Origin of the sequence: Jatrophihabitans cynanchi, from assembly GCF_027247405.1 — a bacterium.
GTDB lineage: Bacteria > Actinomycetota > Actinomycetes > Mycobacteriales > Jatrophihabitantaceae > Jatrophihabitans_B > Jatrophihabitans_B cynanchi.
In genome coordinates, this window is record NZ_CP097463.1 from 1,941,708 (window position 1) to 1,961,719 (window position 20,012).

Below are 20,012 nucleotides of genomic sequence, written 5' to 3' on the forward strand. Positions count from 1 at the left end.
GTCTGGCCTTTCCCTGATCAGCTGGACTGGTTGGTCAGCGCGCGGAACAGCTCGGGCAGAGCGTCCGCGTCCTTGGCGATGACGACGTTGCCGTCGACGGTGACCGCATCCGAGGCGGACGGGACGCTCAGCCCCGCCGCGTCGAGTACGCCTGCTCCCTCGGCGATGGCTACAACACGCCCACCCGCCGCCCCGACCTGTGCGACGAACTTGGTGAGCGAGTCCAGGCCCGCAGCCGCTGCTGCGCCGGGGCCCCCCGCGACGACGAGTAGGTCGACCGTCGAGGCATCGATGTCGCTGACCCCGGCCTGCGGCGCGAGCGGGTAGCTCAACGCGCCGAACGCAGCCGACACACCGTCCGGCCCGGCGAGCACAACCTCGTCGCCCTCCTCGCGCAGGCGCAGCACCGGATACCAGACGTGCAGTTCCTGGTAGCCCTCGAAACCGAGAACGACGACCCTACGACTCATGAGCACGAATCCCTTCAGTGTTGCATTGGTGACGAATCGGTGGCCCGGCGTTCGCCCGCCGGTTCAGGATTGTGGTGTGAGCGGCGCGGCGAGGGCGCAGACAGCGTCGGACACCGCTCGTAGGTGCGCCCGCATCGCGTCCTCGGCGGCGCGCGCGTCGCGGCTGCCGATCGCCTCGAGGATCGCCCAGTGTTCCGCGACGGCACGTTCGCTGCGGCCGCGCACGGTCGACAGGGCCCGGGACTGCTCCTCCAGGCCGCTGCGGATGAACTCGACGATCCGCTCGAGGAGCGGGTTTCCACTCGCACGGGCGACGCCGATGTGGAACCGCCCGTCCTGGCGAACGGCACTGACCGGGTTGTCCGCCGACGACTCGGTCTGCAGCGTCCGCCGTAGGAAGTCCAGCTCGCTCTTCTTGTGCCTCAGTGCCGCAAAGCCGGCCGACGGCACCTCCAGGTGCAGCCGCACCTCGGTTAGGTCCTCGGAGCGGTACGAGCCGGCCAGCAGCAGGCTGGTCCCGATGCTGTTGCTCGCGACGTACCAGCCCTTGCCGACGGCCGAAGCGACCAGGCCCGTCGCCCGCAGCGATCCGAGCGCCTCGCGCACGACCGGCCGGCTGACCCGGAAGGTGGCGGCCAGCTTCGCCTCGGAAGGCAGGCCGTCGCCCACTCCCATGTTCAGCACCGCGGCCCTCAGTTGATCGGCAACCTGATCCACAGCCGTCCGCCGGGTGACGGGAGCCAGGCCATCGAGAACCTCGCTGGTTGGCAGGCTGTCTGACAGGCGCATCGGTACAACGTAAGTGGTGCGTCCCAGCGCCGCAAGAGCCTGGCCTGCACGGACTGCGACGGCTTTTACATACAAACACGGCACCCCGCCACAATCACGGCACGCGGGTGGCGCAGCATCGTCGCGTGATCGGAGAAGGCGCCAGCCAGCGGATCGGCGTCGAACGCGACCAAGTCACCCAGTCGACCGGGATCCAGCGTGCCGCGATCTGACAGACCGAGCGCGGCCGCGGCGGCCGATGTTGCCGCTCCCATCACGGCCTCGGCACGCAGTCCTGCGCCGTGCAGCGCTAGGAGCCCGTCGGCGTACGCGCCGAAGGCGACGCCCGGGATGCCGGCGTCGGTACCTGCGATCAGGGTGCTTCCTGCGGCCTGCAGCGCGGCTAGGCGACCGGCCCGGACGCGCGCGCTGGCCTCAGGGGCGGCCAGCCAGCGTCCGTTCGCCGTGGGACAGACGACGTCGGGCGCGATCACAGTGCCGGGGTCGGCATCGAGCAGCGTGCAGTGCTCGACGGTGTCGACACCGACGGCGACTGCGAGGCGGGCCGCCTCGGCTGTGTGCGCGTGTGCGGCGACCCGGCGGCCGAGGCGGTGTGCCGCAGCGGTTGCGGCCCGTGCCGCCGGCTCGGCCAGCGCCTGCGCGCGGAGATGGGATCCCGGGGTGATCTCACCGCCCGTCAGCACCAGCTTGATCCAGTCCACGCCGGCCCGGACCTGGCGCCGCACCAGTTCGACGGCGTCCTCGACAGTGGCGGCGGCGCCGCCGAAGAAGTGCAGGTGGGCGCCCACGCCGGTGATCGGCGCGCCCGCGACGAGCAGCCGCAACCCGCCACCCGCAGCCAGGGCGGCTCTGACTGCGATCGCGGCCGCGGTCGGCGCACCGAGGTCGCGAGCGGTCGTCACGCCGGCGGCGAGCAGGGCGCGCGCATTCGCGATCATGTGAGCGGCGATGTCGTCGTCCGAGGCGTCGAGCCCGGTGGTGACCTTGCCGCCGGCGGGGTCCAGCGCCAGGTGTACGTGGGCATCGATAAGGCCAGGAAGGATCACGGCGTCGCCGAGGTCGAGCACCTCGAGTCCTGCAGGCAACGACGCGGCCGGGCGGACCTCGCCCACCCGCCCGTCCTGGATGACGACAGCGGCGTCTTCGAGGACCGGTCCCGGCACGGCGACATGGACCCGCCGTGCTAGTACCGACACCGTGCCCGCGCCCACCGATCAGCCCCCGAAGACCGTGCGATAAAGGCGCAGCCAGTTGCCGCCCATGATCGCGCTCGCCTCGTCCGCTGTGAAACCGTTGCGGCCGAGTGCGTCGGCGAGCACCGGGAAGCCTGTGGTGTCGGCCATCCAGTCGACCGGCTTGGCCTTGCCGGGATTGGCCGCCGAGCCCGCGCCGAAGTTCGGCGTGCGCGTCCAGCGGCCCATCCGCATCCAGTTCAGCTCGGTAAGGCCGGACTTGCGGCTGAGGTCGGTGCCGATGCCTACGTGGTCTACACCGATGAGGTCGACGGCGCGCTTCACCAGCTCGCACCAGCGGTCGACGCTTTCGATCCAGTCCCCGTTGATGTTGCGGTACGTAGCAAGGCCCAGCACGCCGCCGCGCTCGGCCAGTGCTCGCAGCAGGTCGTCCGGCTTGTTGCGCGGGTGCGGGTAGACGCTGGACGGGTTGGCGTGCGTGATCGCCACCGGCCGCTGAGACCACTCGACGGCGTCAAGACCGGTCTTGTTGCCCACGTGCGAGAGGTCGACCAGCATGCCGACCGCGTTCATCTCGCGGACGACCTCCTTGCCGAACCGGGCCAGTCCCGAGTCGACTTCCTCGTAGCAACTGCCGCCAATCGCGTTCTGGTTGTTGTACGTCAGCTGCATGACTCGCAGGCCGAGGTCGTGGAACAGCTCGACGTAACGCAAGCGGCCGTCCAGCAGCTCGCTGCCCTGACTGCCCATGACGATCGCCGTCTTGTTCTCGGCGTGCGCGGCTTCGATGTCGGCGGCCGTGCGGGCCATCGTCACGAGGTCTGCGTTCTCACGGATCAGGTCGCGCCACATGCCGAGGCGGTCGAGGGTCTCCCCCGCGTCCTCCCAGAAGCTGACCGTGTTGACGATCGCGGCCAGATTGCCAGCCCGCAGCTCCTCGAAGACCTCCCGGTCGTACACGCCGCACTCGAGCCCATCGATGAACATCACGTCTGCTCCTTGGATTCGTCGAACAGCGCTTCGCGGTCGCCGCTGTAGATGGTCGGGTCGAACTCGTCGTCGGTGGCGCCGAGCAGCGTGCCGTCCTCGGCCACGAGCGTCGCGCCGGCGTGGCGCCGCGAGGTTCGGGTGTCGACACTTAGCGCGAGGTTCGAGCGCCGGTAAGCGGCCCACCACAGCTCGGCATCGACGACGATGCCTGCGGTCACCGCACCCAGCCTTTCCGGTCCGCCGGCCAGCCGCTCGGCGGACGACGCGGGGACGGGAGCGGGACCGAGCACGCTCACACGTGCCGCGACGTCCTCGATACGCACCTGGACCTCGAGACCGTGCCGGACGCCGCTGATCCGTAGACCAGCAAGCAGTTGGGGCGCGTCCAGGCCAGTTATGGTGACGGTGCCGAGGCGCCGCGCCTCGTCCAGAACGGACGGGGCCACGAGCAGAGCCGGCACCCCGTCGCCGGTCAGCCGGTTTGGTGCGCACGCCGCGATGCGCCCCGCGGCGTCGATCATGTACCGCAGCGCCGCTCCGGTGGCCAGTTCTGCGTCCAGCACGCTGTCACGCAACGGCACGACCACGCCACGGTCCAGCCCCGCGTGCTGCAGCAGCCGTTCGACGACGAGCAGGTACTCGCGAGGGGTGACCCGCAGGGCGGTAGCCCTCATCGGGCGGCCTCCGTCCCGGGCGGTAGGACAGGCCAGAACCAATCCGAGTCGGCGTCGGCAAGGTGCTCGCGGGTCGGGGCGCCATGGAACATCAGGCCGCGCAGGTTGCGGCCCAGGTGGTCGCGCGTCTTGTCGATTCCGTAGATCGCCACGTTCATCAACCGGATCAGGTGGGCCGGCACGAATGCGTCGTCGTGCACGTTCGCGTGCGGTGTGTGGTATCGCCGGCCCGCCAGCGACTGCATTCGTTCGATGATCCACCGCAGGTCGGGGTGCTCGGCGACGAATTCGCCGACTGTCACGGCCGTGGTCGTCGCGAGTAAGGCGTTCAGGCGCTGCAGAAGCACGGGCAGGGCGAGGGCGAGGTCCACCGTCTGCGGCGGCACTTCGTCCACCGGACCGCGCCGGGGCTCTTCGGCGTCGCGGGACTTGTACCAGACCTGGTTGAGGGCGCCGGGCGCGGCGAGGTCGATCGCGAGCGCCCAGGCGTACTCGTCCCGCAGGACGGCGGCCAGTTCGGCCACCGGCCAGCCCGGGTCCGCCGCTGCCAGTTCGGAGGCGATCGCGCCGTCGAGGAGCGTGTCGATCTGCTCACCGAGGCATTCGATGAGCAGCGAGTTCACCGATTCCTGCGCGGCCGCGCAGACGCTCTCGGCCAGGCGGCTGCGGTAGGCCTCGACCGGCCGGTCGGTATCGGGGACGGCGTCGAGCTCGGCCCGGGCGCGTCGCAGGTCGGTGGCGACCGACCGGCTGTCGGCGAACTGCTCGTAGACCATGCAGTCCTGCTCGAAGTACGTGACGGTGCGTTCGAGCAGTGCGGCCAGCCTCGGGCGCAGCGCGGTGAACTGTTCGGGGTCGAGCGACCGCGCCTGAGCCAGTGCCTGTTCCCGCAGGCCGAGCCACGCTTCGAGAAGGTGCGGATGGTTGTGCACCCACAGGACCAACCCGAGTCCGGATCCGTTGCCCAGGCCGAGATACGCCTTGAGTTCGGGCGCGAGCCGGCTCGCGTCGGGGTTGCGGGCGGCCGCGATGTGGTCGGCGAGGTCGAAGCTGAACTCACGCGCGAGGTAGGCGCACAGCATCTGCGGGAAGTAGGGCGTGCGCAGCGGGTGGTCGTCCGGATAGGCGAGGAATGAGCGAGTACCGAACGTGCCGTTGGCGTCCAGTCCGGTGTTGCGGAACAGGTAGCCGATGGTCGCGAGCGTGCCGAGGTCCGGTTGCCGGCCCTCAGCGAGCGCGTCTACGGCGAGGTCGAAGGCACGCAGGCTGCGGTTGGCTCGGCACCACACCAGGGTGTCGGGCGCCGCGCGGCCAGCGTAGAGCTTGCCGATCTCGCGCCGGGTGGCCTCGACCTGCTCGTCGGTGGCGTCGCCGTCGATCAGGGCGCCGAGCATGTCCCATGCCCCGCCGATGATCCGCGGTGAGCGGGCCTCCATCGTCGGTTCGTTGGAGATGATCACGAAGCTGAAGGTGTGCGTGCCGATGCGTACGCGGTACTGGGCGCGACCGTTGCCGTGCTCGTCCATCGCCCATTCCGTGCGGTCGATGCGCCAGGCTTCGCGCGCCATGCGGTTGACGAGCGCTCGGGTGAACGAGAGCCGGGTGGGTTGCAGCCGCGCGAGCGCCTCGGGCGTCATCACCTCGGTGGCGGCCCGCAACGAGATCTGGGTGTTCGTGAGCGTCATGTTTCTGCCTTCACGCGCGTCTTCTATATGAAGACGTTGGTATCTATCCGTTGACGTTCTACCACGCCGACCACATAGAATGCGAGAGTGACGTCCGATTTGCACGCGGCCGTGATCGTCGTCGGTGCCGGTCCGGCAGGTGCGGTCCTCAGCGTGAGACTGGCCGAGGCCGGTCTGTCAGTGATCTGCCTCGAACAAGGCGACTGGCTGCAATCCGGGGCGGTCATCCACGAGTCGACCGATACTCCGACGTTGTCGTTGCAGACGTTGCGCGAGCTGGACGGAAACCCGATCCGGCGTCGGCTGCCGGGGGACTATCCGATCGACGAGTCTGCTTCGGACATCACTCCGATCATGTGGAACGGCGTCGGAGGTGGCAGCGTCGCCTACCTCGCCCAGTGGACGCGCAGCCTGCCGTCGGACTTTCGCGTGCGCAGCCTCGACGGTGTGGCCGACGACTGGCCGCTGACCTACTACGACCTCGAGCCGTTCTACCGACGCGTCGAGACCGATTTCCGGGTCAGTGGCACCTCCGGTGACCCGGCCTACCCCGCAGGCAACGCCCCGCCGCATCCGGCCGTTAGTCTGCCCGAGGGCGCGCTACGGGTGGCTGAGGCCCACCGTGACCTCGGCTGGCACTGGTGGCCCGGCACCAACGCCCTGCACACAGGCCCGGGCGATCACGGGTGCACCGACCTGGGAGTCTGCCGCTGGGGTTGCCCTCGCGCGGCGAAGGGCAGTGCCGATCGCACCCATTGGCCGCGCGCCCTGGCACTCGGCGTGCGACTGCTCACCGGTGCCCACGTGCAACTGGTCGAGACCGATCTCGCCGGCCGCGCGACCGGGGTGGTCTATGTGACGGGCGACGGCACCCGGCACCGCGTCACCGCCGACGCCGTCGTGGTCGCGGGCAACGGCATAGGCACGCCGCGCCTGCTGCTCGCCTCCGCCTCGGAGCGTTTCCCGGACGGCGTGGCCAACTCGTCCGGCCTGGTCGGCAAGCGATTGATGATGCACCCGTTCGGCACCGTCGTCGGCCTGTTCGACGACGAGTTGGGCACCAGCGCGGCGGCATGGGGACAACTGCTGTATTCGCTGCAGTTCTACGAAACCGACCCGTCGCGCGGCTTTGCGCGCGGGGCCAAGTGGGGGCTGGTGCCGACCGGCCGGCCCGAGACGATCACCCGCACCTACCCGTGGGGCGATCGGCCGATCTGGGGCGCCGGCTTCCACGACGAGGTGGCGCGTCGGTTCGACCGTTCGATCGCCTGGGGCATCATCGCCGAGGACCTGCCGGACGAATCGAACTTCGTCTCGCTCTCATCGACGCTTACCGACTCCTGGGGCATGCCGGCGCCGGCCCTGCACTACCGGGTGTCCGAGAACAGCCAGGCGATCCTGGACTTCAACCTGGCGCGGGCGGCCGAGTCGCTCGGCGCGGCCGGTGCGCGCGAGACGATGGTCGCACCGTTGATCCGCGAGAGCGGCTGGCACATTCTCGGCACCTGTGTCATGGGAACCGATCCGGCCCGCTCGGTCGTCGACGCATTCGGGCGGACGCACGACGTCCCGAACCTGTTCGTCGCTGACGGTTCGGTTTGGCCGACGTCGTCGGGGACGAACCCTACTGCGACCGTGGCTGCGATGGCGCTGCGGCAGGCGGAGCATCTCCTGTCGACCATGCGGGTCGCGGCGTGATCGGAGAGCTGCTGGACGCGCTGATCCCGCCGGCCGCCGGGCTGCCGGGCGGTTCGATCGCCGAGCCGACGTTGCTCGCCGAGCCCGAGCTGGCGCGCGTCCTGGAACGTTTCGAGGGCGGATCCGATCCGGCGACGGTGTGGGCGGCGTGGACGAGGCTCGTCGTGGCTGACCCGCGGGGCAGCAGCGCCCTGCTGCACGTGCTCAGCGCGGTGTACTTCGCCGACCCCCGCGTCCGGGCGCACTACCGGCTCGACAAGCTCGGCCGACCGGAACCCCAGCCACAGCGATTGGCAGCCCTGCTCGCCAGCATTCCGCCCGCACCCCGACTGCCGGAGAGATGACCATGCCCCTGCTGAACGAAGTCCGCGCCTTTCTCGATCGCGACCACGGGCTTGTCATCGACGGCGCGTCGCAGGCTTCCACCGGCGGCCGGCTCGACGTGCTCGACCCGGCGACCGAGAAGGTGATCACGACGGTCGCGGCCGCCAGCGCTGTCGACGTCGAAGACGCCGTCGCCGCGGCCCGTCGCGCCTTCGAGTCGGGCGTCTGGTCCGGGCTGGCACCGACCGAACGAGCAACGATCCTGTGGCGGGCCGCCGACCTGATCGAGGCCCGGCGCGAATTCTTCATGCAGCTCGAGACCGTCGACAACGGCATGCCCCGGATGGTCGCCGAGGGCGGCCTCGCGGTCGTGATCGATGTGCTGCGCTACATGGCCGGCCTCGTCACCAAGATCGAGGGGATGACGCTCACCCCGTCGCGGCGCACCCCGACGACAACCGCCACCAGCCTGCTGCGCGAACCGCTCGGCGTGGTCGGACTGATCACCCCCTGGAACGCCCCGTTACTCATCACCGTCGAGAAGGTCGCGCCGGCGCTCGCGTGCGGCAACACGGTCGTACTCAAGCCTGCCGAGTGGACACCGCTGTCGGCGCTCGCGCTGGCCGACGTCTTCGCCGAGGCCGGCCTGCCCGCAGGCGTCTTCAACGTCGTCGCTGGCGACGGTGTGACGGCAGGCCGCGCGCTGGTGCGCTCCCGCGGCGTGAACAAGATCGGTTTCACCGGCTCGACCGCGGTCGGTAAGGAGATCGCCCGTGAGTGCGCGACCGACCTCAAGCGGGTGTCGCTCGAACTCGGCGGCAAGTCACCCAACCTGATCTTCGCCGACGCCGATCTCGACGCGGCGATCCCCGCCGCCGCCGCGGCGGTGTTCCGCAACCAGGGACAGTCCTGCACTGCCGCCGCCCGCCTGTACGTCGAACGGGCCACCTACCAGCAGGTCGTCGACGGCATCGTCGCTGCGGCCGGACGCCTCACCGTGGGCCCGGGCCTCGAGCCGGGCGTCGACTTCGGCCCGCTCGTCAGTGCCGAACACCGCGACCGGGTGAGCGGGTACGTCGAGCGGGCAGTGGGCGACGGTGCCGCCTTGCTGACGGGGGGCACGCGCCCTGACCGCGAAGGCTTCTTCTTCGCCCCGACCGTCTTCGCTGAAGTCACCTCCCAGCATCAGATCCAGCGGGAAGAGGTTTTCGGACCCGTCATGACCGTCACCCCGTTCGACGACGAGGGCGAGGTGCTGAGCTGGGCGAACGACAGCGAATTCGGCCTGGCGTCGAGCCTGTGGACCTCGGACATTTCGCGGGCCAACCGTGTATCCCGCGCGTTGCAGGCCGGCGTGGTCTGGGTGAACTGCTTCGGCGTCTTCGACGCAGCCGTCCCGCTCGGCGGCTACAAGCAGTCCGGGTGGGGACGCGAGAACGGCCAGGCCGTCATCGAGACGTACTCCCAGCTCAAGGCCGTGACGACCGTCTACGGCTGACCCTGGCGCCCACCGCTACGCGGGGGCGCCAGCCTCAGTCCTGGCGCGCCAGCGCCGCCAGTTGCTCTCTGGTGGTGACGACCCCACCGACCATCACGATCTCGGCGTCAACGGTGGACAGCTGCTCGGCGGGCACAGCGTGGGGATCCTTGTTGAGGACGGCGAGGTCGGCGTACTTGCCGACCGTGATCGACCCGAGTTCGTGCTCCTGGAAGGTCGCCCGCGCGGCGTCGACGGTGAACATCCGCAACGCCTCGTCCAGGGAGATCGCCTCGTCGCCGTCGACGATGACTCCGTTGCGGTTCGCCCGGACGAGCATGCACTGCATCGTGAACCACGGATTGCACGCGAACGGCTGCGCGCCCGCGGTGTCGGAGTTGCCCGGCGGTTGCGCGCCGGCCGACAGCAGCGTGCGAAGACCGTACTTGACCGCACCGGCCGGCAGTCGCCGCGCGGGGTCATCCGGTTCGGCGAAGACGAAGCTCGGGTTGGGCGCGGGGATGCCGCCGGCGGCGATGAGCCGGTGCATCCGGGCGTCGGAGTAGATCTCGTTGCCGAAGTGCTCGATTCGGGTGCGGTGGTCGAGTCCCGGGTGCGCCCGGACGGCTTGCTCGATGGCGCTCACGGTGACCTCCTGCGCGAGGTCACCGATGGCGTGGATCCACGCCTGCGTCCCGGCGCCGAGGATCGCGGTGACCTCTTCAGCGAGTCGCTGCGGCGCGCGGCTCAGCAGGCCCCACCGGTGCGCGGGATCGCCCATCAACGTCGAGCGCAGGGCGCCGTCACGGCCCCCATCGACGAAGATCTTTACGGCCGACAGGCGCAGCTTGGCCCCGCCGAACCCGACGGGCAGGCCGATTCCGGCGAAGGAATCGACGGTGATCAGCGGCTGGTGTCCGGGCGCGGCCGTCAGGGCAAGCCCCATGCGGGGCATCGGTCCGTCGCCCGCCGCCAGCTGCCGGTAAGCGGCGATGCCGGTGCGACTGGCCGCGATCTCGTGGATCGTCGTCACGCCCTTGGTCATGAACAAGGTACGAGCGGTCTCGGCGATGGACTCGCGAAGCGCATCGACCGCAGGCGGCTCCCACCCGAGCAGGTCCCAGCCCTCCTCGACCAGTCCGGTAGGGCGGCCGGAGGACTCGAAGTGAATACGTGCACCCGGGGGCGCCACCGTGCGATGCGTGATGCCGGCCGCGTCCAGTCCGGCACCGTTGAGCTGGAACTTGTGCATCGACCAGCGCACCGCGGTCGGGTGCTCGGGCGCGGCGTCATCGAGGGCGGCCCGATCGGGCAGTTCCTGGCCGAAGGTCCCCTGCAGCACGATCCACGAGCCGGTCGGACTGGTCGCGGCTTCCGCGCGCACGACGTCAAGGACCTGCCGAACCGTGAGTCCGCGCACGTCGGTCCAGTGGTGGCGCGAGTAGGCAGTGAGCTCGACATGGGTATGGCTGTCGATCAGGCCGGGGACGACGGTCCGACCTGCGAGGTCGATGCAGCGCGTCCCGTCGCCGGCCGCGGAGAGGATCTCCTCGTCACTGCCAACCGCGGCGATCCGCTCGCCACGCACCGCGACTGCGGTCGCGGTCGGTGCAGCCGGATCCATCGTGAGGACCCGGCCACCGGTCAGGACGACATCGGCCTGCATCAGTCGTTGCTGAGGTAGGTCGCCGGCGCCTCAACGCCGCCACGCCACCAGAACTCCCACCAGTGCGCGGTCGCAGGGGTGACCGACAGGGTGTGGAAGAATTTCGAGCGCAGGCCCAGCGCCGGGCGCGGCCAGTAGTAACCGGCGTTGCTGTACCAGGTGGTGTAGCGCTGCACCTTGTCCGCGGCCGGTCGGAAGCGACTCTCCCAGTTGGCCAGCTGGGCCGGCACGTCTGCGCTCGATCGGCCGTCGGCGACGGTGCGGGCCAGCTCGTAGGCCGCCGCAATCGACAATCCGGCTCCCTGCCCGAAGTTCGGAGGCTGGGCGTGCGCGGCGTCGCCGATGATCGCGACCCGGCCGGACGCCCAGCGCAGGCAGGTCACCTCCTGGTGACGATGGTGCACGCCGCTGTCCGGCTCGATGCGGTCGAACACGTGCCCGAGATTCGGGAACGCCTCGTTCCAGTAGTCCTTGTCGAGCGGCAGTGCGCCGCAGCGCGGGTTGCTCTCCGGCCCGATCAGGAAGACATAGGCGAGCTCCGGCCCGCAGGGGGCGACACCGACCCGACGATTGCCCGACCAGTACTCGCGTCCCTCCGGCCCCTCGCCGTCGCGCTTGATCAGCACGCGGGTCGCACCGTCGGGCAGGTAGCGGTAGGACTTGGTCAGCCCGAGCGACTCGCGCACAGTGGAGTACACACCGTCGGCGCCGATGACGACATCGGCACTCACCTCGGTGCGGTCATCGAAGCGCAGCACGCCGTCGGCCGAGGCACCGGTGACCGTTTTGCCGGTGACGAGCTTGACGCCCGCGGCGGTAGCGGCGTCACGCAGCGCGTTGTGCAACTCGGCGCGCAGCACGACGATCAAGCGTTCGCGCGAGACGTCGCGCCGCACGATCACCTCGCCACGCTCGTCGGTGATCGACGCGGTGTCGATCTTCGAGCCGGCCGCGGCGATGTGGTCGTACACGCCAAGAGCGTCGAGCACCGGCAGGCTGTTGTCCTTCAGATATATGCCGGCGCCGAACTCGCGCGGGTCCTGGCTCCGCTCGTAGACGGTGACGTCGAACCCCCGCTGGGCGAAGGAGGCGGCTGCGGCGAAGCCGGCGATTCCGGCTCCGGCGATAGCGACCGTACCCGTGGTGCTCATGTGATTACTCCTGTCGTGGTGGGAGCGGATCAGTAGCTCGGAGGGCTGACGATCCAGATCAGTTCGGAGGGCTGATCGCCGGCGTTGATCAGCCGATGCGGCTGGGCACTCGAGTAGCTGAGGGTGTCGCCGTGATGCAGGTGATGCACCTCGTCACCGATCTCGACCTTCACCTGGCCGGACAGCACGACCAGCAACTCCTCGGAGTCGCCGTGTGCGTAGGCGTTCACGCCGGTTGAGCCGCCCACGACGAGGTTTGCCTGCAGTACTTCGATGTTCTGCAGGTTGCGCTGCGCGGTGAGCAGGGTCTTGGTGGCGCCGTCGCCGAAGGCGATGCGCGGGTGGTCGGCGCGTCGGACCAGATGCGAGTCCGCGGTCGCCCCGGTGTCGAACAGGTCGCTGACCTGGATCTCGAGCGCCTCGGCGATGCGCCGCACGGAGGAGATGCTGGCTTGGGTGAGGCCTCGTTCCAACTGGCTGAGGAAACTCTCCGAGAGGCTCGCCCGTGTGCTCAAAACCTTCAACGTCATCCGCTTGCGGGTGCGCGCAGATTTGATGCGCGCGCCCAGAGCAGCGGCGTCGGAGTCGACCGGCACAGTACCTCGCTTCAGCCCTACTTAAGTTTGCTTCAGTACATCCACACTTCACCTCGGGCATGGGCGCTGTCAAGAGTCGATTCGGTTCGGCAATCACCACCGGGGCAGCTCGCATCGTGTCGTCGTGCCGACGACGTTGTACAGCTCTCGTTGACGCACCTTACTCGCGGATGCAACGCTACCGGGGTGACGCAACCGACGACCCGTCCGCTCACTTCGGCCCGGCGCACCCTCGAGGTACTGGACGCGATCGCCACCTTCCGCCGGCCGTTCCGCGCGCCCGACCTGTCGGCCGCGCTCGGCTGGTCACGCGCCACCACCTATCAGCAGCTGGTCACCCTCGTCACCGCCGGTTGGCTCGAGCGCGGGTCCGATGGTGACTACCGCCTCAGCGTGCGCGCGGCCCGCATCTCCTCGGCAGCCGCCGCCCAGGCTGCGCCGGCGGAGCGCCTGCTGGCCGTACTCCAAGAGCTCGTCAGCCGGACGCGCGAGGCCGCAAGCGTCGCTCTCCTGGATGACCTGGACGCCCGCGTGTTGTGGCGGGTGGTCCCCGACCGGCCCGTATCTGCGTCGGTGCCACGGGTAACGACACTGAGCGCGCGCAGTGCGTCGGTCCACGTGCTACTGGCCTACCTGCCTGCCGAGCGCAGGCAGCAGCTGCGCCGCTCGGCGCCGGCACGGTCGGGCTTCCTGTCCGAGCGGACGCTCGCGGCGGTTCGCAAGGCAGGCCATGCGATCTATCGCTCGACCGACGCCGACGGGGTCGCGGCGGTTGCCGCGCCGATCTTCGACGCCGAGGGTAGCTGCGCCGCTGCGCTGGCAGTCACCGGCCCGTCGTCGCGCTTCGAACCGGAGTCCGCGATCGAGGCGACGTTCGCCGCCGCCGAGCGCATCTCGCAGCTGTGGCAATACGTCGGTGATCCCGCCCAGAACCTGGGCTGAGTGCCCGCTCGTAGCCCTCCGCAGGACGTCATCCACACAGGGAGAACATCATGACCGCCATGTCGATCGCACCAGTTAACACCCGCGAACTGTCGGAGTCCTCCGCGGAGGCCGAGACTCGGCTGCGACGCGAACTCGCGGCGGTCTACCGGCTCGTGCACCACTTCCAGATGACGGACCTGATCTTCACACACATCTCCGGTCGGCTTCCCGGCCCCGACCACCACTTCCTGCTCAATCCCTATGGGCTGATGTTCGACGAGATCACCGCCTCGAGCCTGGTCGTCGTCGACCTGGACGGGAACCTCGTGAAGCCCTCATCGGGCGTGAACGTGAATCCTGCCGGTTTCGTGATCCACTCCGCAGTCCACCGCAGCAGGCAGGACGCGCACTGCGTCCTGCACACGCATACCCGCGCCGGCTGCGCCGTCGCCGCGCAGTCGCACGGACTGCTACCGCTGAACCAGATCTCGATGGAGTTCTACGGTCGCGTCGCCTATCACGAGTACGAGGGCATCGCCCTGAGCAAGGCTGAGCAGGTGCGACTGGTGGACGACCTCGGTGACCTGCCGGTGATGATCTTGCGCAACCACGGACTGCTGACCGTCGGCCTCTCGCCGGCTCAGGCCTTCCTGCGGATGTTCTATCTCAACCGCGCGTGCCAGATCCAGATCGACGCCATGGCGGGCGGGTCGGACCTGGCAATCCCCGCCCCCGAAGTCGCCGAGCGCACCGCGCGGCAGTTCGAGGGCGCGGACACCGGCGACGACTTCACCGACCCGATCGCCAGCAGCCTGGCCTGGCAGGCGCTGCAGCGGCTCGTGGACCGTACCTATCCCGACTATGCCGACTGAACTGCGGGCTGTCGTCGTATCGCGGTACGGGCAGTCGGTGCTGGACGCATTCTGCGAAGGACTGCGGAGCGAATACGGCGGGAGAGTCTCCATCCAGATCTCGGCGACGCTCCCAACCGGACCCGACGTTGTCGCGGTCGCGGTCGCCCCGCCCACCCGGTTCACCGCAGGCGACCTCGCCGCCCTTCCCGACCTGCGAGTCGTCGTGGCGGTGTCCAGCGGCGTCGACCATATCGCCACTGCTCTGCCCGCAGCGGCGGGAACCGGCGTGGTTGCCGCGTTCACTCCTGGGTACTGCGACGTCGAGGTGGCAGACCACACGATCACCTCGGCGGCGATGCTGTTGCGTGCGATCGCGCGCGGTGAACAGGCTCTCCGTGCGGGCACGTGGGACTCGCGGGCGACCGGTGCACGGCGGGTCACCGGAGCCCGACTCGGCATCGCCGGACTCGGACGCATCGGCACGCTGGTACTCGCCCGCGCGCTCGCGCTCGGCATGAGCGCCGCGGTGTGGGCGCCGCGCACGCCCTCGCCGGTGGTGCGCGAGCTGGGAGGCGAGCCGTACGAGTCCCTCGAGACGATGCTCGCCGAGGTCGACGTGGTGACCCTTCACGTCCCGATGACCGACGCCACCCGCGGCCTCATCGGTGCGCAGCAACTGGCTGCGATGCGGCCGGGCTCCTATCTGATCAACACCGGCCGCGGTGAGTTGATCGACTTTGACGCACTGCGCGCGGCGCTGGAGTCGGGTCACCTGGCGGGCGCGGCGCTCGACGCCTTCGACGTCGAACCGCTGCCGGCGGACCACCCGGCACGCGGGTTGCCGAACACGGTGCTCACCCCCCATATGGCGTGGATAAGTCCGGAGGCCGAGTACGAGGCCTACCGCATGGCCGGCCGCGCGGTCGCTGCCGTTCTCGACGGCGGCAAGCCGGAACATCTCCTCGCCTGAGTACCGAAATCACCCGCCGTACGCTCCAGCGCATCCGTCTGCGTCAGGCGCGGACCAGCGCGCGAAGGGCCAGCCAGAGCTCGGCGGTGACGTCCACGCTGTCGAGATCGACACCGAGCAACTCCTCGGCACGTCGTACGCGGTGGCGCAACGTGTGCCGATGCACGCCGAGCTCTCGGGCGGCCGGCTCCCAACCGCCGCTGTGCCGCAGGTATGCGACCAGCGCCGGGACCAGATCGGCCCGCTCGTACTGCAGGATCGGCTCGAGACAGCGCCGCGCCCAGGCGGTGAGCACGGCCGGCTCGAGGTGCGCAAGCAGCGAACCGTCGGACACGCCGAGCTCAGCGACTGTTCCAGGTTCGGCTCGGCCGGCACGCGCGGCCAGTAGCTCGTACGCCGCAGCCAGGTAATCCCATCCCACCGCGGTTCCGATCGCGGCGCTCACCGTCGGCCGGGCGTGAACCAGCTCGCCCAGCCACTGAGAGGTCGCGTCACCGGCCAGCAGCACTCGCAGGGTCCGGCCGTCGTCCCACGCCAACTCGCACCGGTTGTCGGCGGCCAGCGCCTCAGTCAAAAACGCGAGGTCGGTTCCCGTGAGCACGGCCGGCCGATGCGTGCCGTCGAGCACAGCGGGCGCCACCAGCCCGGCAAGCGCGCGAGCCGCCTCACGCTGGTCGCCCAGTAGCAACTGCAGGACGGGCGCCCGCGCTGATGAACGGGCGACGGCCAGTTGCCGGCGGTGGTTCAGCTGCGCGCCGAGAACGGCGACCCCGGCGAGAACGAGGTGGCGTTGTTCAGGGTGCAGGGTCTCGGTCGAACCGACAGCGATGTACCCGGCCACGTGCCCCGTCCGGCCCGCACGGTCTGCCAGCGGGTGCAGCACGACGACCTGATCGTCGACGGGCAGCGTCGCCGCTGCGTGAACGCCGGCCACGGCCAGCCGCGCGACCTCGTCGCGCAGTTGTCGCGCGTGCGATCGTGCCGCCGCCGGCTGCACGCTCAGTAGGGCTCCCTCCGGCGACAGGTGTGCGGCCCACCCGCCGACGCCGGCCGCGAGCCGCCGGATGACGGCCGACTCGGCGTTGGGCTCGGTCGCCGCCTCGATCAGCGCGCGGTGTCCTGCCAACGCGTCGGCGATCTGCCGGCGACCGGGCACGGCCGACATCTGCCAGTACCTGCGCGAGATCGTCAGGAACGGCGTCTGCACCGGAACGATGAACAGCGGCAACTCGACCGCCGCGGCGGCCTTGGCGAATCCGGGTGGCACGTCGGCGAAACGCGGGCCGAGGCCGAGCGCGAGGCCGGCGATTTCGGCCTCCTGCAGTCGAGCGAAGAACGCGCGGAACCAGGCTACGGTTGGTACCGCGGAGAGCCCTGTCGTCAGCAGCAGCTCGCCACCCTCGAGGTACTGCCTCGGGTCCGGCAGTTCGCTCATGTGAACGGCTGTGATCGGCGTGGCCGGTACGTCCCGGCCCGCCGGGTACGGCACCAGGTCCGCCTGCAGCGAGCGAACCAGCGCGGCGAGGGTGATTGCCATCGAGCAGCTCCCCACCGGTCTGGACAAGCTTTGACCTTTACTTTAGCCGAACCGGCACCTGACGCAATCGCATAGCGGCTCTACCGTTGAAGCGCCACCGACCCTCCAGGAGCCGACATGACCGCGACCGCCGACGCAATCAACGTTGCTTCCACGCTGCCGGAGCAGCGACGCATCCTCAAGACTGCGATCCCCGGACCCGAATCCGTCGCCCGCGAGGCAGAGCGCCGCGCGAACGTCACCGACGGACTCGGCGTGACCCTGCCGATCTTCGTCGAGCAGATGGCCGGCGGCATCATCGTCGACGTCGACGGCAATCAACTGGTCGACCTCGCCTCGGGAATCGCGGTGACCAGTGTCGGATCCAGCCATCCTCGCGTCGTCGCGGCCGTGCAGGAACAGGTCGCGAAGTTCACCCACACCTGCTTCATGGTCACCGAATACGACGGGTACGTGCAGGTCGCACGACGCCTCAACGAGTTGACGCCGGGTGACTTCGACAAGCGCACGCTGCTCGTCTCGACCGGCGCCGAGGCCGTCGAGAACGCGATCAAGATCGCCCGCACGTACACGGGCCGTCAGGCCGTCGTGACCTTCGACCACGCGTACCACGGGCGCACGCTGCTCACGATGACGATGACCGCAAAGCACGCGCCGTACAAACGCGGCTTCGGGCCGTATGCCCCCGAGATCTACCGCGTGCCGGCCGCCGATCCGTACCGCTGGGTCGGCGACGAGCAGAACGTGGCCGAGGAAGCATTCGACCGTTTCGCCGAGGTGATCACCACTCAGCTCGGTGCCGACCATGTCGCCGCCGTGATCGCCGAACCGGTGATCGGCGAGGGCGGCTTCATCGTTCATGCCCCCGGCTTCTTGAAGCGGGTGCAGGACTTCTGTCGGGCGAACGGGATCGTCTTCATCGCCGACGAGATCCAGTGCGGCCTGGGCCGTACGGGCGACATGTTCGCGTCGACCTTCGAGGGCACCGAGCCAGACCTGATCACGACCGCGAAGGCGCTCGGCGGCGGATTGCCTATCTCGGCGGTCACCGGTCGCAAGGAGATCATGGACTCGGTACCAGCAGGCGGTCTGGGTGGCACCTACGCCGGATCGCCGGTGGCGTGTGCGGCTGCCGTGGCTGCCCTCGACGTCATCGTCGAGGAGGACCTGCCGCGCAAGGCGAAGGCCATCGAGGCGATCGTGCTGCCGCGGCTACAGGAACTGAAGAGTACCGGCATCGTCGGGGACGTGCGCGGTCGCGGCGCCATGCTGGCTCTCGAGTTCGTCCGGCCAGGTGGCAAGACGCCGGCGCCGGAGTTCGCCGGCGCGATCGCGAAGGCGTGCCACGACCAGGGTGTGCTCGTGCTGGTCTGCGGCACGTTCGGCAACGTCATCCGATTGCTTCCGCCGCTGGTGATCGGCGAGGAATTGCTCACCGATGGTGTGGACGTTCTCGCGTCCGCGGTCCGCGCCGTCGCTGCGAACCCGCCGAGCGTCTCGGGCAAGAGCCGCTGATGGCAGTCGAGCTCGCTCGCAGTCCCTACACGGGCGCGGCGCTGGCGGACTACGTCACCACGCCGCCCGCGGGGGTTAATGCCGCCGTCTCGGCCGCAACCAGGGCGGCAGCCGCCCTCGCGGACTCGTCCCCGGCGACCTTCGCGCGATGGCTGGACGCGATCGCGGACGCGCTTGTCGCGCAGCGCGACCGGCTGGCGGAGCTGGCCGACTCCGAGACGGGTCTGGGCCTGACTCGTCTGAGCGGGGAGGTCGAGCGGACGGCCAACCAACTACGGTTCTATGGCGCGGTTGCGCGGGAGGGCTCGCACCTCGGCGCGACACTCGATACGGCGCCGACTGTGATCGCGCGCGTGCAGCGCCCGCTCGGACCCGTCGCCGTCTTCGGAGCCAGCAACTTCCCGTTCGCTTTCGGCGTTCTCGGCCACGACACCGGTTCGGCGATCGCGTCGGGTAGTCCGGTTGTCGTGAAGGGTCATCCCGCGCATCCTGGTCTGTCCCGACGCTTGGCCGAGATCGCGACCGAGGCCCTCGGCTCGGCCGGTGCCCCGCCCGGCACTTTCGGGCTGGTGACCGGCTTCGACGCGGGAACGGCGCTTGTTCGCCATCCTGGTATCACGGCCGTGGCGTTCACCGGCTCGGAGCGCGGCGGTACTGCGCTATGGCGTATTGCGAACGAGCGAGCCGAACACGGCGTCGGAGTCATCCCTGTGTACTGCGAGATGGGCACGGTGAACGCGGCCGTCGTCACCCCCGGCGCGGCCTCGTTACGCGCCGATAGCCTGGCAGTCGGCTTCGTCGAGTCGTTCACGCTGGGCATGGGGCAGTTCTGCACCAAGCCCGGGCTGCTGCTCGCGCCCAGCGGCGCAGGCTTGCCCGCTGCTGTCGCCGCGGCCGTCGCCGACCGCCCGGCCGGCGTGCTGCTCACCGAGGCCATCGCCGCCGATTGCCGGGCGGGAGTTGATCGGCTCGTCCAGAACGGCGCGACCGTGCTGTCGACCGGCGCCGGCGTGGATAACGGGTGGTCCGCCGCCGTGAGCGTCCTCACAGTTCCTGCGTCCGCGTTGACGAAGGGCTCGCCGCTGCTGGCCGAGGTCTTCGGACCGGTCGCGATGGTCGTCGAGTACGCCGACCGTGGCGAACTCGAGACCGTGATCGCGCAACTGCCCGGAGCTCTCGCCGCGGCCGTGCACGCGAACGACGACGAGGACGTCGCCGCGCTGACCACCGCGCTGAGCGCCAAGGTCGGACGCGTGGTCTTCAACGGTTGGCCGACCGGCGTCGCCACCACCTGGGCCCAGCAGCACGGCGGGCCGTGGCCGGCGACCACCGTTCCGTCCGCGACCAGCGTCGGGGCTGCGGCGCTTGCCCGCTTCCTGCGCCCAGTCGCCTTTCAGGACGTACCCGACACCGCCCTCCCACCCGCCCTTCAGGCGTCCAATCCGTGGAAGATCCCGCGTCGAATCGACGGTGCGATGCAGTGAGACCGCTCGAGGGGC

18 protein-coding genes and 1 pseudogene are annotated in these 20,012 nt (G+C 69.7%); 8 read left to right on the forward strand and 11 right to left on the reverse strand.

From position 1 onward, the window contains the following. Positions 1-17: 17 nt before the first annotated feature. The 6 genes from M6B22_RS09435 to M6B22_RS09460 form a co-directional block, all read right to left on the reverse strand. Positions 18-470, reverse strand: coding sequence for a DJ-1/PfpI family protein (locus M6B22_RS09435; RefSeq protein WP_269445506.1), 453 nt, complete (start codon positions 468-470; stop codon positions 18-20). Positions 471-533: 63 nt separating this feature from the next. After that, complete coding sequence (locus M6B22_RS09440; RefSeq protein ID WP_269445507.1) at positions 534-1,259, reverse strand: FadR/GntR family transcriptional regulator; 726 nt, start codon at positions 1,257-1,259, stop codon at positions 534-536. Positions 1,260-1,324: 65 nt separating this feature from the next. Beyond that, positions 1,325-2,422 (reverse strand): amidohydrolase family protein, encoded by a 1,098-nt coding sequence (locus M6B22_RS09445; protein WP_269445508.1) that lies wholly within the window; start codon positions 2,420-2,422, stop codon positions 1,325-1,327. A 51-nt stretch (positions 2,423-2,473) separates the two neighbouring features. Next, positions 2,474-3,439 (reverse strand): dipeptidase, encoded by a 966-nt coding sequence (locus M6B22_RS09450; RefSeq protein WP_269445826.1) that lies wholly within the window; start codon positions 3,437-3,439, stop codon positions 2,474-2,476. Further along, positions 3,439-4,116, reverse strand: coding sequence for a hypothetical protein (locus M6B22_RS09455; protein ID WP_269445509.1), 678 nt, complete (start codon positions 4,114-4,116; stop codon positions 3,439-3,441). Before M6B22_RS09455 ends, M6B22_RS09450 begins: the two co-directional genes overlap by 1 nt. Beyond that, entirely contained in the window at positions 4,113-5,906 is a 1,794-nt protein-coding gene (locus M6B22_RS09460; protein ID WP_269445510.1) for a hypothetical protein, read from the reverse strand. The genes M6B22_RS09455 and M6B22_RS09460 overlap by 4 nt, the downstream gene beginning before the upstream one ends. Here M6B22_RS09460 and M6B22_RS09465 point away from each other — a divergent pair. Genes M6B22_RS09465 through M6B22_RS09475 form a run of 3 tightly spaced genes read left to right on the forward strand, consistent with a single transcriptional unit; the run spans position 5,889 to position 9,321 of the window. Beyond that, positions 5,889-7,499: a GMC family oxidoreductase gene (locus M6B22_RS09465; RefSeq protein WP_269445511.1), complete on the forward strand. Its 1,611-nt coding sequence runs from the start codon at positions 5,889-5,891 to the stop codon at positions 7,497-7,499. The two genes, M6B22_RS09460 and M6B22_RS09465, sit on opposite strands and share 18 nt — an antisense overlap. Then, complete coding sequence (locus tag M6B22_RS09470; RefSeq protein ID WP_269445512.1) at positions 7,496-7,843, forward strand: hypothetical protein; 348 nt, start codon at positions 7,496-7,498, stop codon at positions 7,841-7,843. The genes M6B22_RS09465 and M6B22_RS09470 overlap by 4 nt, the downstream gene beginning before the upstream one ends. Positions 7,844-7,845: 2 nt before the next feature. Further along, complete coding sequence (locus tag M6B22_RS09475; RefSeq protein ID WP_269445513.1) at positions 7,846-9,321, forward strand: aldehyde dehydrogenase family protein; 1,476 nt, start codon at positions 7,846-7,848, stop codon at positions 9,319-9,321. Positions 9,322-9,355: 34 nt separating this feature from the next. On the opposite strand, the gene M6B22_RS09480 is transcribed toward M6B22_RS09475, so the two are convergent. The 4 genes and pseudogenes from M6B22_RS09480 to M6B22_RS22150 form a co-directional block, all read right to left on the reverse strand. Then, complete coding sequence (locus tag M6B22_RS09480) at positions 9,356-10,966, reverse strand: amidohydrolase (RefSeq protein WP_269445514.1); 1,611 nt, start codon at positions 10,964-10,966, stop codon at positions 9,356-9,358. Then, the gene (locus M6B22_RS09485; RefSeq protein ID WP_269445515.1) at positions 10,966-12,117 is read right to left on the reverse strand and encodes an FAD-dependent oxidoreductase; all 1,152 of its coding nucleotides are present in this window, start codon (positions 12,115-12,117) and stop codon (positions 10,966-10,968) included. Before M6B22_RS09485 ends, M6B22_RS09480 begins: the two co-directional genes overlap by 1 nt. Positions 12,118-12,146: 29 nt before the next feature. Further along, positions 12,147-12,554: a cupin domain-containing protein gene (locus tag M6B22_RS09490; RefSeq protein ID WP_331459802.1), complete on the reverse strand. Its 408-nt coding sequence runs from the start codon at positions 12,552-12,554 to the stop codon at positions 12,147-12,149. Between the two features lie 9 nt (positions 12,555-12,563). After that, positions 12,564-12,647: pseudogene (locus M6B22_RS22150) on the reverse strand (hypothetical protein); the annotation flags it as partial. 252 nt (positions 12,648-12,899) lie between these two features. On the opposite strand from M6B22_RS22150, the gene M6B22_RS09495 reads away from it, so the two are divergent. From M6B22_RS09495 to M6B22_RS09505, 3 genes are read left to right on the forward strand one after another with little or no spacing between them, the layout of a single operon-like run. Next, positions 12,900-13,655: an IclR family transcriptional regulator gene (locus tag M6B22_RS09495; RefSeq protein ID WP_269445517.1), complete on the forward strand. Its 756-nt coding sequence runs from the start codon at positions 12,900-12,902 to the stop codon at positions 13,653-13,655. 59 nt (positions 13,656-13,714) lie between these two features. Next, entirely contained in the window at positions 13,715-14,509 is a 795-nt protein-coding gene (locus M6B22_RS09500) for a class II aldolase/adducin family protein (RefSeq protein ID WP_407935673.1), read from the forward strand. Further along, positions 14,499-15,461 (forward strand): NAD(P)-dependent oxidoreductase, encoded by a 963-nt coding sequence (locus tag M6B22_RS09505; RefSeq protein ID WP_269445519.1) that lies wholly within the window; start codon positions 14,499-14,501, stop codon positions 15,459-15,461. Before M6B22_RS09500 ends, M6B22_RS09505 begins: the two co-directional genes overlap by 11 nt. Positions 15,462-15,504: 43 nt before the next feature. On the opposite strand, the gene M6B22_RS09510 is transcribed toward M6B22_RS09505, so the two are convergent. Beyond that, complete coding sequence (locus M6B22_RS09510) at positions 15,505-16,998, reverse strand: PucR family transcriptional regulator (RefSeq protein WP_269445520.1); 1,494 nt, start codon at positions 16,996-16,998, stop codon at positions 15,505-15,507. A gap of 117 nt (positions 16,999-17,115) precedes the next feature. On the opposite strand from M6B22_RS09510, the gene gabT reads away from it, so the two are divergent. Both gabT and M6B22_RS09520 read left to right on the forward strand, forming a co-directional pair. Continuing rightward, positions 17,116-18,513: a 4-aminobutyrate--2-oxoglutarate transaminase gene (gabT, locus tag M6B22_RS09515; protein ID WP_269445521.1), complete on the forward strand. Its 1,398-nt coding sequence runs from the start codon at positions 17,116-17,118 to the stop codon at positions 18,511-18,513. Further along, positions 18,513-19,997 (forward strand): aldehyde dehydrogenase family protein, encoded by a 1,485-nt coding sequence (locus M6B22_RS09520; protein ID WP_269445522.1) that lies wholly within the window; start codon positions 18,513-18,515, stop codon positions 19,995-19,997. The genes gabT and M6B22_RS09520 overlap by 1 nt, the downstream gene beginning before the upstream one ends. Positions 19,998-20,012 lie beyond the last annotated feature (15 nt).

What these genes read in the sequence shown, in the direction of transcription:
- M6B22_RS09480 (WP_269445514.1), bottom strand. Translation starts at nt 10,966, where the DNA reads ATGCAGGCCGATGTCGTCCTGACCGGTGGCCGGGTCCTCACGATGGAT.
- M6B22_RS09505 (WP_269445519.1), top strand. Translation starts at nt 14,499, where the DNA reads ATGCCGACTGAACTGCGGGCTGTCGTCGTATCGCGGTACGGGCAGTCG.
- gabT (WP_269445521.1), top strand. Translation starts at nt 17,116, where the DNA reads ATGACCGCGACCGCCGACGCAATCAACGTTGCTTCCACGCTGCCGGAG.
- M6B22_RS09450 (WP_269445826.1), bottom strand. Translation starts at nt 3,439, where the DNA reads ATGTTCATCGATGGGCTCGAGTGCGGCGTGTACGACCGGGAGGTCTTC.
- M6B22_RS09485 (WP_269445515.1), bottom strand. Translation starts at nt 12,117, where the DNA reads ATGAGCACCACGGGTACGGTCGCTATCGCCGGAGCCGGAATCGCCGGC.
- M6B22_RS09455 (WP_269445509.1), bottom strand. Translation starts at nt 4,116, where the DNA reads ATGAGGGCTACCGCCCTGCGGGTCACCCCTCGCGAGTACCTGCTCGTC.
- M6B22_RS09435 (WP_269445506.1), bottom strand. Translation starts at nt 470, where the DNA reads ATGAGTCGTAGGGTCGTCGTTCTCGGTTTCGAGGGCTACCAGGAACTG.
- M6B22_RS09500 (WP_407935673.1), top strand. Translation starts at nt 13,715, where the DNA reads ATGTCGATCGCACCAGTTAACACCCGCGAACTGTCGGAGTCCTCCGCG.
- M6B22_RS09475 (WP_269445513.1), top strand. Translation starts at nt 7,846, where the DNA reads ATGCCCCTGCTGAACGAAGTCCGCGCCTTTCTCGATCGCGACCACGGG.
- M6B22_RS09510 (WP_269445520.1), bottom strand. Translation starts at nt 16,998, where the DNA reads ATGGCAATCACCCTCGCCGCGCTGGTTCGCTCGCTGCAGGCGGACCTG.
- M6B22_RS09520 (WP_269445522.1), top strand. Translation starts at nt 18,513, where the DNA reads ATGGCAGTCGAGCTCGCTCGCAGTCCCTACACGGGCGCGGCGCTGGCG.
- M6B22_RS09440 (WP_269445507.1), bottom strand. Translation starts at nt 1,259, where the DNA reads ATGCGCCTGTCAGACAGCCTGCCAACCAGCGAGGTTCTCGATGGCCTG.